A 15,195-nucleotide genomic window follows, 5' to 3' on the forward strand; every position below is an offset into this window, starting at 1 on the left:
CCGTCGGTAATCTTGGGGGACGACGAAGTGGTCCGTTGCGGAGGCGACCTCACCGAGGCCGATGTCGGTGACCCGAAATGTGACCGGCATCGACCGTTCCGACGTGTCGTCGGCCGGCGCGGTCACCAATAGCCGCAGTTCTGTCGTAGTATCGCGAGCCAAGACAATCGTCGGTCGTTCCACGGTCACAGAATCTACGCCGACGACGTGCACGGACGTTTGAGGTGGCCCATCGATGTGGATCGCTATGACGCGGTCGAAGCCGCGCTTGTTAAGCAAGCGTACCGTGTAGCCGTTGCGAATCGAACCATCGCTGAGCCTGACCGCCATCGGATTACGATCGTGCAGCACGTTGACGTCGAGCAGTGTTCTGGACAACAACCCATAAAGCATCATCGCACAGACGACCGAGATCAAAGACGCATATACGATCGTCCGCGGGCGCACCGGCTTGAAGAGCTCCGACTTGCCTTCCATGCGGCGCCTGATATTGATGTCGTTGTCGCAACCGATCAGGCGACCTGCGCGCCCGATCCTCTTCATGACGGCATCGCAGGCGTCGATGCATAGCCCGCACTGGATGCAGCCGAGCTGGGCGCCGTTGCGAATATCGACGCCGGTCGGACAGACCGCCGCGCATTGATTGCAGTCGATGCAGTCTCCGATCTTTCCACCGCGCGCGCAGATCGAATGACCTCTTGAATGAGCAGCGCTGTTCGCCGCGATCGTATTTGTATGTGACATTGAGTGCCCACTCATCGGTGAGCGCGGCCTGGATGCGCGGCCAAGGGCACATATACACGCAAACCTGTTCGCGCATGTAGCCGGCCAACAAGTATGTCGTAACGGTCAGGATCCCGATCCAGATATAGGCGATCGCGGGCGCCTGGAACGTCGCCAGATCGCGCACCAATGTATGCGCATCGACAAAGTAGAGCGCCCAGGCACCACCGGTCCACCAAGCGATCATCAGCCAGACCACGTGCTTTAGCACGCGCTTTGCCGCCCGCTCCACTGTCATCGGGCGTGCAGCAGCCCTCAGCCGGTCGCGACGGTCGCCCTCGACCCAACGCTCTACCGCATAGAACAGGTCGGTCCATGCCGTTTGCGGACAGAGATAGCCGCACCAAATACGTCCGCCCAGAGCGTTCATCAAGAATAGTGCCAGCGCCGCAAGCACGAGCAGCCCGGTGACGTAATAAAGCTCCTGCGGCCACAGCTCGATGAAGAAAAAGTAGAACCGCCGGTTCGGACAATCGAGCAACACCGCCTGGTCGGGGGCGACCAAGCCACGACGCCAACGCACGAACGGCAGCAAATAGTAGATGCCGAGACACACCACCATCAGCCGCCATTTGATGGTGCGGAAATTGCCGCAGACGCTCTGCGGATGGACTTTCTTATGAGCTGTATAGAGAGGCCCATCTTCGCCGATCGGCGGGTCATCGCGCGGACCAGTCTTGTTCAGGGCTAGCTTCATGGCCGACCTTACATCTGGCACGGGTGACTGACTTAGAGCCTCGTCTATGGGCCGGTGGCTTCTCGGCTCATCTCACCTATTGTCCACCACCGAGCGAGTGCACATAGACCGCAAGCGCCTTGATCGTGATGGGATCGAACCGCCCGCTCCAGGCCGGCATGATGCCCGCGCGGCCATAACTGATCGTCTCGATCAGCGTCTCCTCGTCCGAGCCGTACAACCAAATGTGGTCCGTCAGATTCGGCGCGCCGAGCTCCTGGTTGCCTTTGGCATTCTCGCCATGGCAGGCCGCACAATTGTCGGCAAAGATCCTTGCGCCGGCCGCGGCATCGAAAGTGGCGACTGTTGACAGGCCAGACAGCGATCGCACGTAATTCGCTACCGTGGCGATCTCATCTTTCCTGAGGATGCCGTCGCGGCCGAAGGCCAGCATTTGCCCCCCATGGGCCTGGGCATGGCCGGACCGTGCGCCGAACTGGATGGTCTGCTGGATCTGATCGAGCGATCCGCCCCACAACCAGTCATCGTCGTTGAGATTGGGATAACCCTTGGCACCTGCGCCGCCGCTGCCATGGCATGGCGCGCAATTGTCTGCGAACACCGTCTTGCCCCGGGCACGGGCCAGTGCCAGCAGGGCCGGGTCCGTCTCGATCTCTGTCAGAGACACTTTGCCGAGAACTGCCATCTTCTCCGCCCGCAGCTTCTCGAGCCCGGCAAGATCATTGGCGACGCTCGCGCGGGCCGAATAATGAAATACGCCGGTCGTGTAGCTAGAGAGGAGCGGCCAGGCCGGATAGACGACCCAATAGGCGATCGCCCAAAGAACGGTGGCGTAGAAGGTCGAGATCCACCAGCGCGGCAGCGGCGTGTTGAGCTCTTTTATGCCATCCCATTCGTGCCCCGTCGTGGAGCGGCCGGAAATCTGATCGAAGTCGCGGTCAGTCATGGCCTGTCAATCCCGGCACAGCGGCAAGCGCGCCGCAGAGTCAAAACGCCGCTTATTGCCAGGCCACAGCGCATAAACAACAATGGCCATGAAGATGCCGACAAACAACGGCGTCCAGAGACTTACGACGAAGCTTGACGCCAGGTTCTCGACGGCTTTCATCACACGATCCTTCAGCGCAGATTGGCTTTTTCGTCGTAGAGCTTGAAATCGATCAGCGTTCCGAGCATCTGCAGGTAGGCGATGAGCGCATCGAGTTCGGTCGGATTGCCAACGCTTCCGTCGAAATTGCGCACAGCCGCCTTCGGATGCGCTTCTGGAACGAGGCTCGGTCCGCGCTGTCAGGATCGAGCTGGGTCTTCAAGTCAGTGACCGCGTTCTTGATCTGATCTTCGGTATAGGGCACACCGACCGCCCGGTTGGTGCGCAGCTGTGCGGCCATGTCGGTCAGGTCGAGCTCGGTGTGCGCCAGCCTCGAGTATCCGGGCATGACCGACCGCGGGACGATGGCCCGCGGATTGGTCAGATGCGTGACGTGCCATTCATCGGAATATTTCGCGCCGACGCGTGCGAGGTCCGGGCCGGTACGCTTCGAGCCCCATTGAAACGGGTGATCATACATGCTCTCGGCGGCCAGCGAGTAATGTCCGTAGCGCTCGACCTCGTCACGCAATGGCCGGATCATCTGCGAGTGACAAACATAGCAGCCTTCGCGGCACGTAGATGTTGCGGCCTGCAAGCTCAAGCGGGGTATATGGTCGTACGCCCTCCACGACCTCGATCGTACTCTTGAGGTAGAACAGCGGCGTGATCTCGACCAGTCCCCCAATCGCGATCACGGCAAGGATGCTGCGATCAGGATGATCGAGTTCTTCTCAAAGATCTTGTGTCGGTTCCAAAGAGACATGCGATGGCCTATTCCGCGACTTGGAGCGCTCCAGTGTCCTTGATTTGATCGGTCTGCTTTGCATTCACGGTCATCCAGAGATTGGCGGCCATGATCAGCGCACCAATCAGGAACATTGCGCCGCCCGCGGCGCGAATGATGTAGAAGGGATGCATAGCCTCGACCGACTGAATGAAGGAGTATTCGAGGAAACCTAGCGGGGTATAGGCGCGCCACATCAGGCCTTGCAGGACACCAGACACCTACATCGCCGAGATGTAGAGCACGATCCCGATCGAGGCGATCCAGAAGTGCCAGTTGACGAGCTTGAGGCTGTACAGCTCGCGATTCCAAAGCCAGGGAATCAGGCAATAGAGCGCACCGAACGACACAAAGCCTACCCAACCCAGCGCGCCGGAATGCACGTGGCCGACGGTCCAGTCGGTGTAATGACTGAGCGAATTGACGACCTTGATTGCCATGGTCGGTCCCTCAAACGTCGACATGCCATAAAAGGCAACGGAGACCACGAGCATGCGGAGCACCGGGTCTGTGCGCAGCTTGTCCCACGCACCCGAGAGCGTCATCAGGCCGTTGATCATGCCACCCCATGAAGGCATCCACAGCATGATCGAGAACGTCATGCCCAGAGTCTGCGTCCAATCGGGCAGCGCGGTGTAATGTAGATGGTGAGGGCCCGCCCAGATGTAGAGGAAGATCAGCGCCCAGAAGTGAATGATCGAGAGGCGGTAGGAATAGACCGGGCGCTCGGCTCTCTTCGGAATGAAGTAGTACATGATCGCCAGAAAGCCGGCGGTCAGGAAGAAACCGACCGCGTTTTGACCGTACCACCACTGAAACATGGCGTCCTGCACACCGCCCCGGGCGATTAGGATTTCGAACCGAACACGGAGACCGGTAATGCGGGATTGTTGCCGAGGTGGAGCACCGCAATGGTGACGATAAAAGCGAGATAGAACCAGTTGGCGACGAAAATGTGCGGCTCTTTCCTTTTCACCAATGTCGCCAGGAACACGATGAGATAAGTGACCCAGACGATGGTGAGCCAGAGATCGGCGTACCATGCGGGCTCGGCGTATTCCTTTGACTGGGTGGCGCCGAACAGGTAGCCGGTGCCTGCGATCAGGATGAAAAAATTATAGCCAACTACCACGAACCATGGCGCAAGATCGCCGGCGAGGCGCGTGCGGCAGGTCTTCTGCACGACGAAGAAGGAGGTCGCGATAAGCACGTTTCCGCCAAACGCAAAGATCACGGCCGACGTGTGCAGCGGGCGGAGTCGGCCGAAGCTCGTCCAAGGCAGATCGAAATTCAGTGCGGGCCACGCAAGTTGCGAGGCGATAAAAACGCCGACTGAAACGCCTGCGATACCCCAGAACATCGCCATCACTGAGGCAACTTTGATCGGAGCGAGATTGTAAATTCGGCCGGCCCTTGATCTGCGCCGGCGGCAATTGCGCCGGGCGTTCATAGTAGCGATTGAGGATAACGCTTGCGGCGGCCAGGCTGGCGGCGGAAGCGAGCAATGCGTGGAAGCTAAATGCAGAATCGTGCCCCACCGCCCCTGCGAAATAGCAAACGTAGGCAGAAACGGCGAATACCGACATCAGGCCTGCTTCACCCATGGTCATGGATTTCGCGGTGAGGGGTGGGCTTGGCATGTCTTGGCCTCTTTGAAAACGGATTGCCAGGAGATCACATTTCGGGGGGACGGGTTGATCGAGCGCGATCAATCGCCAAAATGCTGCGGAGTGCCGCCGATCTCACGCGCGAGCGCGCGCAGAGTATGTTCGTTGGGACAACCTTTGAGGGGATTTACAGGCTTATACCGTTCGAGGTCGGCCGCGCAGCGGATCCTGGTCTGACACAGGCCGCATACCCGCTGCAAATCGTGCAACACGTCTCCATAGCGGGCGGCCAGCGCATTCTCGGAGAAGCCTGCAAGTGCGAGGCGCTTGCTTAAGAGTTCAGGAGAGCCCGCACTTAGCGCCATCTTTCGAAAGTCGGGCGTCGACAGATTAAGTTCACGTGCGATCGCGTCGATGTCCTGCGCGCTCAAATAGGCCAATTCGGCGGTCCGGGACAGCTTCGCTCGGAATCGGGTGAGCAGATACTTGAACCCCCAAGGGCGACGGACATATCCAGATTGGCCAACCATGTGTCATCCCCTCAGAGCAACCATAGCCGCCCGCGGCAGACTTGTTTTTGACATCCATCAAATAAGGCTCGTCTGTGGGAGAAAATCGGCGGAGCGGAGGATGTCGCGGACAAGAGGGCCCGGCTGCTCAATTGGCGGCAGCATCGCGATGCTGTTGCCTCGATCGCCGCTCGGGAAGACGTTTTGCAAGTCTGGTGCCCGGATTCGCGGAGTGTCTATACGATCAAAATTCGTATACCTCCCTCGCCGAGCTCGGGTTAGCCACCCCATGCCGGGGGCAATGCAAGCGGGGTTCGAAGCTCCATCGCATCGGCGAAGATGGTCCAATCGCGGACACCTTTTTGCTTGCAGAAATCAGTTTCTGCCTGCTGTGCAGCAGCACTCAGCGAGGGCGCATCCACCCGGAACGCTGCCTGACAGGCACGATGCTCGTGGCCGGTATCGTCACAAACGGTCTTGATGAACCGAACGTTAAATGAAGGCATGACACCCCCTGTTCCTGTGCGTTTCCTCATGTTGCATTCTGCCAGCCGCACCAGGCGAGTATGTGATTTGTCTCAAGCAGCACCGAAAAAGATTCTCGCTCCATCGAGATAAGGTCGAGACTTGGGCAGGTGATATGAGTGCTCTTTCGTCCGAAGAAGCTCCAAATCAACAAGCGTCGGTTTGGCGGATCACATCTGGTTGAGGTCGCTCAGGAACCACAGCTCTCGTCTTCCCGTGCGTTGGGCCGGCAGAGTTGAGGCGCGGATCCAGAATATTCTCATGAGACGGTTGGGCAGATGGCGATGATCGATCGATCCCAACTTCAATCGCCGAGAATGTGGGAGCTTGTGCCGCCGCGAAACTTGCACGGTACTTGGTCGTCTCGCAAGGCATTCCCGACCGCTCCGCCTGATTGCGAGGCAGCGCGGGCAAAGGTATTTTCGACCGGAACCGGCGGCCGAAGATTACCGGTGGCGGCTAGAACTGCTCGCGCGTGGGCAAATGAGGCGAAGCGGCTTGATCTCGCTCGTGATGGTCCATCCTATCGCAGCAACCGCAAAGCCGATGATCAGGCTGGCCGCAGCCAAGGTTTCGATAAGCCCAAGCTTAAAGACTTCCGCGCCATACCCGATAACTACGATCAGCGCGGGCAAGACCAACGACAATGTGAGGCGAGCAATCAACTTACCATCTCCTTCGACTCTCGCAGCTCAGTGACACGCGCTCGTCATGATGCAATGCGCGTGCGCTGAGCAGCCTGAACATTTGCACATTGCGCGTCCTAGATTTTGATTTTCGTCAAACCCGCTACATGCTGGCGTATTGTGTGATCGATGCGCGCCTCCGCCGGATGACCCGGTTTGCTACGTGTTACCGGCAACGCACCGACAGTTGCCACTCGCCCTTGACCCGTTCTGGACGTGCATCAGCTTCTTTTTGACCTGCATCAATACAGCGGTTCCGGCTTGAGATAGAAAGGACGTACCAGTCAAGCTCAGACACGTGGCAGATTGAAAGACTTGGCGCCCTATCATCTTTTCGCCTACAAATACTGGCAAGTCGGCTCAAGGACTGCCGGACGCACCCGAGCGAAGTGCACCCGGTCGCCTGCGCCGCGTGTGATGCTGGCCACTTCATCGACCCGCGGATCGGTACCATGCTCTGGCCGAGCGCAGCTGGTCCATCTGAATGCCATCGAGCGAATTCGGGCGTCATACCGTTCCCGCACGGACACGCCGCCTGGCTCGCAAGAGCACGTTCGACGGCATCAAGAGTCCACGCCCCACGCTGACTTCGTGGGACGGGGAAACGTCCGACCGACAAAGGATGTTCGACATGACAGACCACGGCGACAATTGTCCCGCCGCGGCCACGCTGGCGGGAACTGCAGTCCACTCCAGCTGCTGTCCAACAGAATTCAATAACAACCGGCGCTGGCTCGAACGGGTCCGGTTTGACTCGACCGGATTCCGGGAACTGCTTCGCAACCCTCATACCTCGGTTGGCGATCGGATCACGTCCCAGCACGATCCGATCGGCGGTTGCTACGTCTCAAAGCATCCGGACCATAACTGGCTTGATCGAGACCATGCGCCGCTTGGGCGAGATCAGGCTGAGCTTGTTGGCGCAGCGGCCGAGCGATCTCGGCGCTAGTATTCGGAAGGTTACCTGATTTTGTCAGTCGGCGGCGATGAACACCGTCCAGGGTCTATTGGCAAACTGACCTGGGAGCGAATTGAAACGGCGCCCTTTGACCGGGAGCTGGAGATCGCGGTGATCGAGGGTCATGCCATTCACCGGCTGGTCTTTCCTTGTCGACGGATCTTCGGCGGCTGGATCAAGGCTATGACCGGAGAGCACGTCGCTGTACAGCCGACGCACTGGCGCATCTGGCCGAGATAGCGGCGCCGCCCTGCACAATAGGTAGCGCAACGAAACGCAGCTGCATCCGGCCTCCTCACATAGACAAGCTACGTACACTCGATCGAACGAGAGGGTCTGCCCGGAAACATGTCCGACCACATTTGGTACCACTATGTCACAGCCGCGGCGGCCGCCGCGCTGGCGGTCGTGCTTCGTGCGGCGCTGGATCCGTATCTTCAGGACCGCACGGCCACGATCATCTACCTTCCAGTCATCGTTTTTGCCGCTTTCGCTGGTGGCCGCGGACCGGCCATCTTCGCCACGCTGCTCTGCCTCATCATCAGCGCGGCATGTCTTGGGAACAACCTCATCTCCGATTCCGCGAACATGATCGATATAGCCGGACTCGCGATAGTTGGCCCCCTGCTCGGCTTCATGGGCGATCGGCTGCGGCGAGAATCAGAGCAGGCACGGTACCGGCAAGCCCATCTGCAGTCGATCCTGGACACCGTGCCGGAAGCCATGATCGTGATTGACGAGAGAGGAATCATCCGCTCGTTCAGTGCCGCGGCGGTGCGTTTATTCGGTTGGTCTCCGGACGAAGTGGTCGGAGCGAATGTATCCGGGTTAATGCCGCAACCCTACCGCGCCGAGCATGACCGCTACATTGAACGCTATCTGACTACCGGAGAGCGGCGCATTATGGGCCTCGGCCGTATCGTGGTCGGCGAGCGAAGCGACGGCTCGACCTTTCCGATGGAGCTTGCCGTCGGTGAGGGCAAAGTGCGCGGCGAACGATTCTTTACCGGCTTCATCCGAGACCTCACCGAACGGCGAGCGCAAGAACGCCGATTGCAGGAACTACAATCTGAGCTCGTACACGTCTCGCGGTTGACCGCCATGGGAGAGATGGCCTCGTCTATTGCCCACGAGATCAACCAACCGCTCTCCGCAATCACAAACTACATGCGCGGCGCCAAGACGCTGCTGGCATCAGACAAGCCGGACGCCAATCGTATTGCTGATGCCATCGAAAATGCCACCCAGCAAGCGCTGCGCGCCGGCGAAATCATCAAGCGCCTGCGGGAATTCGTCGCCAAAGGCGAGACGGAGCACACAATGGAGAATCCGCTCACTATGCTTGAAGAGGCGGTCGCTCTGGCCTTGCTCGGCGCCAAGGATCAAGGCGTGCGGGTGACGATCCACAGCGATCGCGATCTGCCATCGATGATCGTGGACAAGATCCAGATCCAGCAGGTCGCGCTGAACCTGATACGAAACGCGATCGAGGCGATGGCTTCCGGCCCGCGTCGCGAATTGACCGTCGGAGTTGCCAAAATCGACGGCCTCGCCAGGTTTACCGTCGCCGATACCGGTTCTGGCATCAGCCCTGATATCGCCGACCGCCTGTTCCAGCCCTTTGTCACGACCAAAGAGCATGGCATGGGTGTCGGACTATCAATCTGCCGGACGATCATCGAGTCCCATGGCGGCCACATCGCTGTAGAAGCCAATCCGGGCGGCGGCACGGTCTTTCAGTTTACCCTGCCATTTGCGGAGGCTGATGAAGAAGCATGACCATGCGGCGCGTTCTTGTGATCGACGATGACGCCGCGATGCGGGACTCACTCGCGTTTCTGCTTGATGTTAAAGGCTTCTACGTGGCAACCTATGAGACGGCGAGCGGCTTTCTCAGTGACGCCGCGAGCGGTCCGGTTGACTGCATTGTGTCGGACATCCGCATGCCCGGCATGAGCGGCCTGGAACTGGTCCGCAAGCTGAAGGCCGATCGCGTCGACTGTCCCGTCATCCTGATAACTGGTCATGGCGACGTAACGCTGGCGGTCGAAGCGATGAAAGCGGGTGCGGTCGACTTCATCGAGAAGCCCTTCGAAGACGAGGTGCTATTCCGTGCGATCAATAGCGCCTTGGAAGCACGGCCAACCAGGCCAGCGGACGATACGGCGAAACTGCAGGCCGAAGCCCGCCTGGCAGACCTCTCATCGCGCGAGCGTGATGTCCTGCAGGGACTACTGGCCGGCAAGATCAACAAGGTGATCGCCCATGATCTTGGTATCAGCCCGAGAACGGTCGAGGTTTACCGGGCGAACGTCATGGCAAAGACCAATGTTCGCAGCATGTCCGAGTTGATGCGAATAGCTATCGCCGCCGGTCTCTAGCAACATCGCAAGCGACGGAATGCCCTATTCAAGCGACCGGCTGTCCGTTTCAACTGAGCAGATCGCGCCGAGAAGGTCATGTTGCTGATGCGGTGGAGCTTTAAATCGCCTGCGGATTCTTTGCGGAGCGTAAATCGTGCAACACAGGCGAGTACTATTCCTGGCCGTGGACTATTATGAGGCCCGCTCCTTGCCAGTTTGTTCGTGCTCAAGAACATGCGGATCATTTGAGGGCTCGGATTCTTCCGAGGCAGCAGGTCTTTGACTTCGGAGAACAACAATGCTCGGGAACATACTGGTCCACCTTCCAACAGAGCTCCCGGTGCGGGCTGCAATCACCGGCTCGATTTCCTTCGCACAGAGTACCGGCGCGCATCTTGACGTTATAGCCATCGGCTACGAGAGAACAATTATTCCGCTTCTTGCAATTGGCGTAACGGCGGTTACTTCTGTTTTCGAGGTTGAGCAGTCGCGTGCGTTGGAGCGGGCCGAAGCAGCACTTCATGCCTTCGATCTACAGGCACGGAATACCGGCATTTCCTATACGAGTCGCGCGCTGAGCGCGCTTCCAACCGACGCGCGCCGGATCATCTGCGCGAGCGCGCGAGTCCACGACATGACAATCGTTACCCAGCCTCAGGGCGGCTACGATAGTTGCGACAATCTGATACTCAGGGGGATCCTTTCCCGGGCTGGCGGGCCAGTTCTGTATCTGCCACCAACCTTCGACGGCGCCTTCTCGATCAGACGAGTAGGGATTTGTTGGGACGGCAGCCGCCGTGCGGCGCGTGCGTTGCACGACGCAACGCCACTTTTGTGTAAAGCCGATATCCTCACCATCATCGCGACCACCGCCCCGGACAAAGTCCCCGCAGAGAGTTCCACCGCGCATCTGGGAGAGTATCTCGCAAAATCAGGACTTCCTGCGAGGATCGTGTCACTTCCGGCATCCCGGGCAGCGCGGCGCGCTCTCCCGTCGCTTGCGACCGACGAGAGCCTCGACCTGCTGGTGATGGGAGGCTACGGTTGCTCTCAGCTGCAGGAGAGGCTGCTCGGCACCGCCAGCCATATGCTCCGCGGGATCAACATCCCGGTCCTGATGTCACAGTGAGGCGGTACGGGCGGCACGTCGCCGGATCCGCGAAGATGCCATCAAAATGCTGTCGCGATCGGCGCATCCGACGATGCCCGACCTCGACATCAGGCTAGATCACGATTGTCCTTCGGTTCCTACGATTGCGGAGTGCCGGCAGAGCGGACTGTTGAGCCAGGACAACATGTCACGCGAGCCTAGCTCTATGATTCAATTTCCAACTCGGACCACATGAAGTGACGGCCGGGCCGTCGTCCACGTCGATGAGCATACATGGATCCTCATGATCCCGGCTGGCCACTCAAGGCTGACCAGGATCAGAGTCATGATTTGCAGGAGACTTCCTGCGCCGGGCTGAGAGTGACGGTGGGGATAGCTCTTGGAACTCTCCACCGGTGTGGCCGTGCGCTTTCGATTGTTTTCGTGGCGGCCTGCCAGGTCAGCCTTCTGATTCAAAGCTGGCCCAATTGATTTGAGCATGTTCGAGTAGCAGGGGACCGGCGTCGCGCGTCGTTCAAGAGGAACTCAATCATGAGCTTACGCGTAACTACCTAGTGGCTTCTACTTAGGTAAAACATCTGGATTTCACAGTTTGTCAGGAGCGGCCAATCTGCGTGTCATCGACGTTCGCAAGCAAAGTTCGCCATGCACGCCTGGACCGCCAGCTTTCCTGAGACCAGCCGCCATCCACCCAACGCCTTGGGTGGGAAATCCAATCGTGGACCGCTTGGTATGATTGCGACACCGATGCGGTTCACACGCAATAGCGAGATTTACGGAGAGGATGAATCAGCTGAATACCTTTATCAGGTGGTATCGGGGGCTGTGCGAACCTACAAAATTCTGGAGGACGGACGTCGTCAGATCGGCGCATTTTATTTGCCTGGTGACATCTTCGGCTTTGAGGCCGAAGAAAGCCATATCTCCTCGGCCGAGGCGATCTGCGAGACGCACCTGCTCATGGTGAAGCGCACCGCTGTCATCTTTCGCGCCAGCCACCAGAGGGAACTCGCTAGGCAGCTCTGGGACGCGATGGCGCTTGAGCTCCGCCGCTTCCAGGCGCATTCGATGCTCCTGATCAGCAGCGCAGAAGAACGGGTCATCGCGTTCCTGCTCGACATATCCCGCCGCACCACGGAGAACGCGGCCATCGATCTACCCATGTCACGGCAGGATGTTGCAGATTACCTTGGCTTGACCATCGAGACGGTGTCGCGCACTTTCACTCAGCTTGAGCAGAATGGCGCGATCGCCCTGCCGACCACGCGCCGAGTTGAGCTCCGCAAGGACACATTGTCCAACCGCTTTGCGCAGAACTTTGGCTAACGTGATTTGCGCCGGCTCCAGGCTAGGCGGCGCACGCCTCTGTGCTCCGAGCCGGCTGGACAATACAGCGAAGGACATCCAACTGCGGCTTGGGAAACCGGGCACAAATCGCCGCCAGCTTACATTTTCCTCCATGGAGCACCGCAATGATCATCGGTCGCTTGCTTCGAGAGCATCGTAATATCGATCTTCTTTTGGTCGCCCTTCAACGCGAATTGGAGATTTTTGAGGAAGGACATCGTCCGGACTATGAGGTGATTCGCGCGATTATCAGCTATTTTGAGGTTTACCCCGAGGTGTACCATCATCCTCAAGAGGACTTGATCTTTTCCAAGCTCAAGAGGTGCGATCCGGATGGGGCCGCACTGGTCGGCGATCTCGCGCATGAGCATCAGGAAGTCATCGACCGCTTGCACCACTTCGCTCGCGCAATTGACGGTGTCCTGGCAGATCGTGAAGTCTTTCGGCAAGACGTCGGCAAGATCGTACGCGACTTTATAGTATGCGAGCGGCACCACATGATGTGGGAAGAACGGGACTTCTTCCCCGCCGCCGTTGCGGCTTTATCGGCTCAGGATTGGGCCGAAGTCGCTTCCGCCCTCACCGATCACGGAGATCCGCTATTCAGCGAGACAGCTGAAGCGGCCTCCGATGCGTTGAGAGCGCATATTCTACAATTAGAACAAGAAGCTGAGGCCGAACGGAGCGCACTTGCGTTTTCGAGCGCGTTGGCCGGCAACCCGCGACACAATGCGGAGAGGGAGGGGCCACACTGACCGCTGCCGCATTCGGCAGGAAATGGACATCATTCATGGGGCTCAAATGAAGATCGCCTCGCCGGCTCTCAGATCGAGCACAGGCGATATGCTTCTCCGCCCGATGATCGTTTGCTCTAACTGGCGGCGCAAGCGGCATGGCCGACGTTAAAGGCGGTCTGATTCGGCATAAGGCAGTGACCGTAACAGGCTCGGCCACGAGCATTGGCATCGCGCGAACGGACATTTCTGAGCAGAGCTGTCCGACGTCAATTAATGGTTCGTTTGCTGCTTCGTTTCGTCCGGTTTTCTCGCTCGATCTGACCATGATGGGAGGTGCATTTCCAAGAAAGCTCATCCTTGCCGCGGACCGCTTCATCACAATTCAAAATATGATGTATGCGCCGTTGGCATGCCCCACCGGCCAGCCCATCAGTAACCGCGATATTTGAGGCAGCGCAAAGCTTACCAAGCCCCTGTCCGATAATCGGGCGCCCAGAGAGCGAGAGAGGCATCGCAATGCGACCGGACCTAGCACAATTCTACGGGCAGCACCGACTACCGCGCTACACCAGCTATCCGAGCGCCCCTCACTTCTCGGCATCAGTTCGGGAGCTCGACTATCAAGCTTGGCTCAAGTCTCTCGATGGCCAGCAGTCCGCCTCTCTCTACGTGCACGTGCCATTTTGCCGAAGCATGTGTTGGTACTGCGGCTGCCATACATCCGTCACGAAACGCGACGATCCGATCGCGATCTATACAGCTGGATTGCGCACTGAAGCCTACCTCGTTGCAGATGCCATTGGCCAACGACAGGCAATCTCTCATATTCACTTCGGCGGCGGCACGCCGACGATCCTGACACCTGAAGCATTCGCCGATTTGGTCGGCTCGTTGCGTTATTCGTTCGCCATTCTGCCTAATGCTGAGATCGCCGTCGAGATTGATCCCCGCAAGTTGAGCAATGCGATGGCGGAAGCCCTGGGCTATAGCGGGGTCAACAGGGCAAGCCTTGGCGTGCAGAGCTTCGACCCAATCGTCCAACAGGCCATCAACCGCCGGCAGAGCTTCGAACAGACCGCAATTTCGGTCGAGCGGTTACGCCACGCCGGCATTTGCCGGATCAATTTCGACCTGCTGTATGGGCTGCCCGGGCAGACGGTCGATTCGTGCCTGGATACCGTCGGCAAATGCCTCGAATTATATCCGGACCGGTTTTCGGCTTTTGGTTACGCGCACGTCCCAACCTTCAAGAAGCATCAACGCAAGATCGACGAATCCACTCTGCCCGACAGTGTCGAGCGCTATTTCCAATCCGAGATGGTAGCTCACACTTTGGTTGACGCTGGATACGTACGCGTAGGCCTCGATCACTTCGCCCTGCCGCATGACAATCTCGCTGTGGCAGCGAAGCAAGGCAGATTGCGCCGCAATTTCCAGGGATATACTGACGATAGCGCAGTTGCGCTTATTGGCCTCGGTTCTAGCGCCATCGGCCGGCTGCAGCAGGGGTTCGTCGCGAATGCTGTCTCGACCAGGGACTACCTCGCTCGCATCACCGAGGATCGGCTCGCGGCCGCGAAAGGCTATTTGTTGACTGATGATGATCGCTATCGGGCGGAGATCATCGAACGAATTATGTGCGACATGACAATCGATCTCTCCGAGACGTCTCGCCGTCACGGCAGGGATCCGAATTCGGCTGTTGTCGATCGGCCCGGGCTCGACAGCCTTATCGCAGATGGCGCCGTCGTAGTCGAAGATGGCCGGCTTTCCGTAGTCGATGGCGCGCGGTTTCTGGTCCGGAACGTCGCCTCCGCGTTCGACGCTCACCTCGCTCGATGCGGGGCTATGCACAGCGCGGCGGTCTAATCGTGTGAGCGGCGGGCCTGCCACTCTAGCAATCCGCACTTCGGTCACCAGTGAACTGGCTTATGCCCGGTGCGGGCCGATCTCGTGATCGTGGATCATCCTATTTGTCCACCACTTTCATGGTCGCGC

The 15,195-nt window shown here is 58.8% G+C and carries 13 protein-coding genes and 3 pseudogenes; 7 read left to right on the forward strand and 9 right to left on the reverse strand.

Annotated features, from left to right (window positions below):
• Window positions 1–15 precede the first annotated feature (15 nt).
• From ccoG to AKN83_RS41915, 9 genes and pseudogenes are all read right to left on the reverse strand, one after another.
• Window positions 16–1,480: pseudogene (ccoG, locus tag AKN83_RS27740) on the reverse strand (cytochrome c oxidase accessory protein CcoG); the annotation flags it as partial.
• 76 nt (window positions 1,481–1,556) lie between these two features.
• The gene (ccoP, locus tag AKN83_RS27745; protein ID WP_050404863.1) at window positions 1,557–2,426 is read right to left on the reverse strand and encodes a cytochrome-c oxidase, cbb3-type subunit III; all 870 of its coding nucleotides are present in this window, start codon (window positions 2,424–2,426) and stop codon (window positions 1,557–1,559) included.
• Window positions 2,427–2,432: 6 nt separating this feature from the next.
• Window positions 2,433–2,588, reverse strand: a complete 156-nt coding sequence (locus AKN83_RS27750; protein WP_050404864.1) for a cbb3-type cytochrome c oxidase subunit 3 — start codon at window positions 2,586–2,588, stop codon at window positions 2,433–2,435.
• An 11-nt stretch (window positions 2,589–2,599) separates the two neighbouring features.
• Window positions 2,600–3,333, reverse strand: a pseudogene (gene ccoO, locus AKN83_RS27755) (cytochrome-c oxidase, cbb3-type subunit II).
• Window positions 3,334–3,341: 8 nt separating this feature from the next.
• Window positions 3,342–4,964: pseudogene (gene ccoN / locus AKN83_RS27760) on the reverse strand (cytochrome-c oxidase, cbb3-type subunit I).
• A gap of 98 nt (window positions 4,965–5,062) precedes the next feature.
• Window positions 5,063–5,491 carry a hypothetical protein gene (locus AKN83_RS39950; RefSeq protein WP_128089444.1) on the reverse strand — a complete coding sequence of 143 codons (429 nt, stop codon included), beginning with the start codon at window positions 5,489–5,491 and terminating at the stop codon, window positions 5,063–5,065.
• Between the two features lie 257 nt (window positions 5,492–5,748).
• Window positions 5,749–5,976: an LYR motif-containing protein gene (locus AKN83_RS38700; protein WP_083992269.1), complete on the reverse strand. Its 228-nt coding sequence runs from the start codon at window positions 5,974–5,976 to the stop codon at window positions 5,749–5,751.
• A gap of 465 nt (window positions 5,977–6,441) precedes the next feature.
• Window positions 6,442–6,660 (reverse strand): hypothetical protein, encoded by a 219-nt coding sequence (locus AKN83_RS27770; protein ID WP_050404866.1) that lies wholly within the window; start codon window positions 6,658–6,660, stop codon window positions 6,442–6,444.
• 994 nt (window positions 6,661–7,654) lie between these two features.
• Window positions 7,655–7,858 carry a hypothetical protein gene (locus tag AKN83_RS41915; protein ID WP_050626557.1) on the reverse strand — a complete coding sequence of 68 codons (204 nt, stop codon included), beginning with the start codon at window positions 7,856–7,858 and terminating at the stop codon, window positions 7,655–7,657.
• Between the two features lie 129 nt (window positions 7,859–7,987).
• Between AKN83_RS41915 and AKN83_RS27780 the strand changes: the two genes are divergently transcribed.
• The 7 genes from AKN83_RS27780 (at window position 7,988) to hemN (ending at window position 15,066) form a co-directional block, all read left to right on the forward strand.
• Window positions 7,988–9,418, forward strand: a complete 1,431-nt coding sequence (locus tag AKN83_RS27780; RefSeq protein WP_050404867.1) for a PAS domain S-box protein — start codon at window positions 7,988–7,990, stop codon at window positions 9,416–9,418.
• The gene (fixJ, locus tag AKN83_RS27785; protein WP_050404868.1) at window positions 9,415–10,020 is read left to right on the forward strand and encodes a response regulator FixJ; all 606 of its coding nucleotides are present in this window, start codon (window positions 9,415–9,417) and stop codon (window positions 10,018–10,020) included. Before AKN83_RS27780 ends, fixJ begins: the two co-directional genes overlap by 4 nt.
• A 280-nt stretch (window positions 10,021–10,300) precedes the next feature.
• Window positions 10,301–11,131: a universal stress protein gene (locus tag AKN83_RS27790; RefSeq protein ID WP_050404869.1), complete on the forward strand. Its 831-nt coding sequence runs from the start codon at window positions 10,301–10,303 to the stop codon at window positions 11,129–11,131.
• 627 nt (window positions 11,132–11,758) lie between these two features.
• Window positions 11,759–12,439 carry a helix-turn-helix domain-containing protein gene (locus tag AKN83_RS27795; protein WP_244522123.1) on the forward strand — a complete coding sequence of 227 codons (681 nt, stop codon included), beginning with the start codon at window positions 11,759–11,761 and terminating at the stop codon, window positions 12,437–12,439.
• 146 nt (window positions 12,440–12,585) lie between these two features.
• Window positions 12,586–13,215 carry a hemerythrin domain-containing protein gene (locus tag AKN83_RS38705; RefSeq protein ID WP_050404871.1) on the forward strand — a complete coding sequence of 210 codons (630 nt, stop codon included), beginning with the start codon at window positions 12,586–12,588 and terminating at the stop codon, window positions 13,213–13,215.
• Window positions 13,216–13,352: 137 nt separating this feature from the next.
• Window positions 13,353–13,646: a hypothetical protein gene (locus AKN83_RS27810; protein WP_050404872.1), complete on the forward strand. Its 294-nt coding sequence runs from the start codon at window positions 13,353–13,355 to the stop codon at window positions 13,644–13,646.
• A gap of 67 nt (window positions 13,647–13,713) precedes the next feature.
• The gene (gene hemN, locus AKN83_RS27815) at window positions 13,714–15,066 is read left to right on the forward strand and encodes an oxygen-independent coproporphyrinogen III oxidase (RefSeq protein WP_050404873.1); all 1,353 of its coding nucleotides are present in this window, start codon (window positions 13,714–13,716) and stop codon (window positions 15,064–15,066) included.
• Window positions 15,067–15,195 lie beyond the last annotated feature (129 nt).

The organism is Bradyrhizobium embrapense (genome assembly GCF_001189235.2).
GTDB lineage: Bacteria > Pseudomonadota > Alphaproteobacteria > Rhizobiales > Xanthobacteraceae > Bradyrhizobium > Bradyrhizobium embrapense.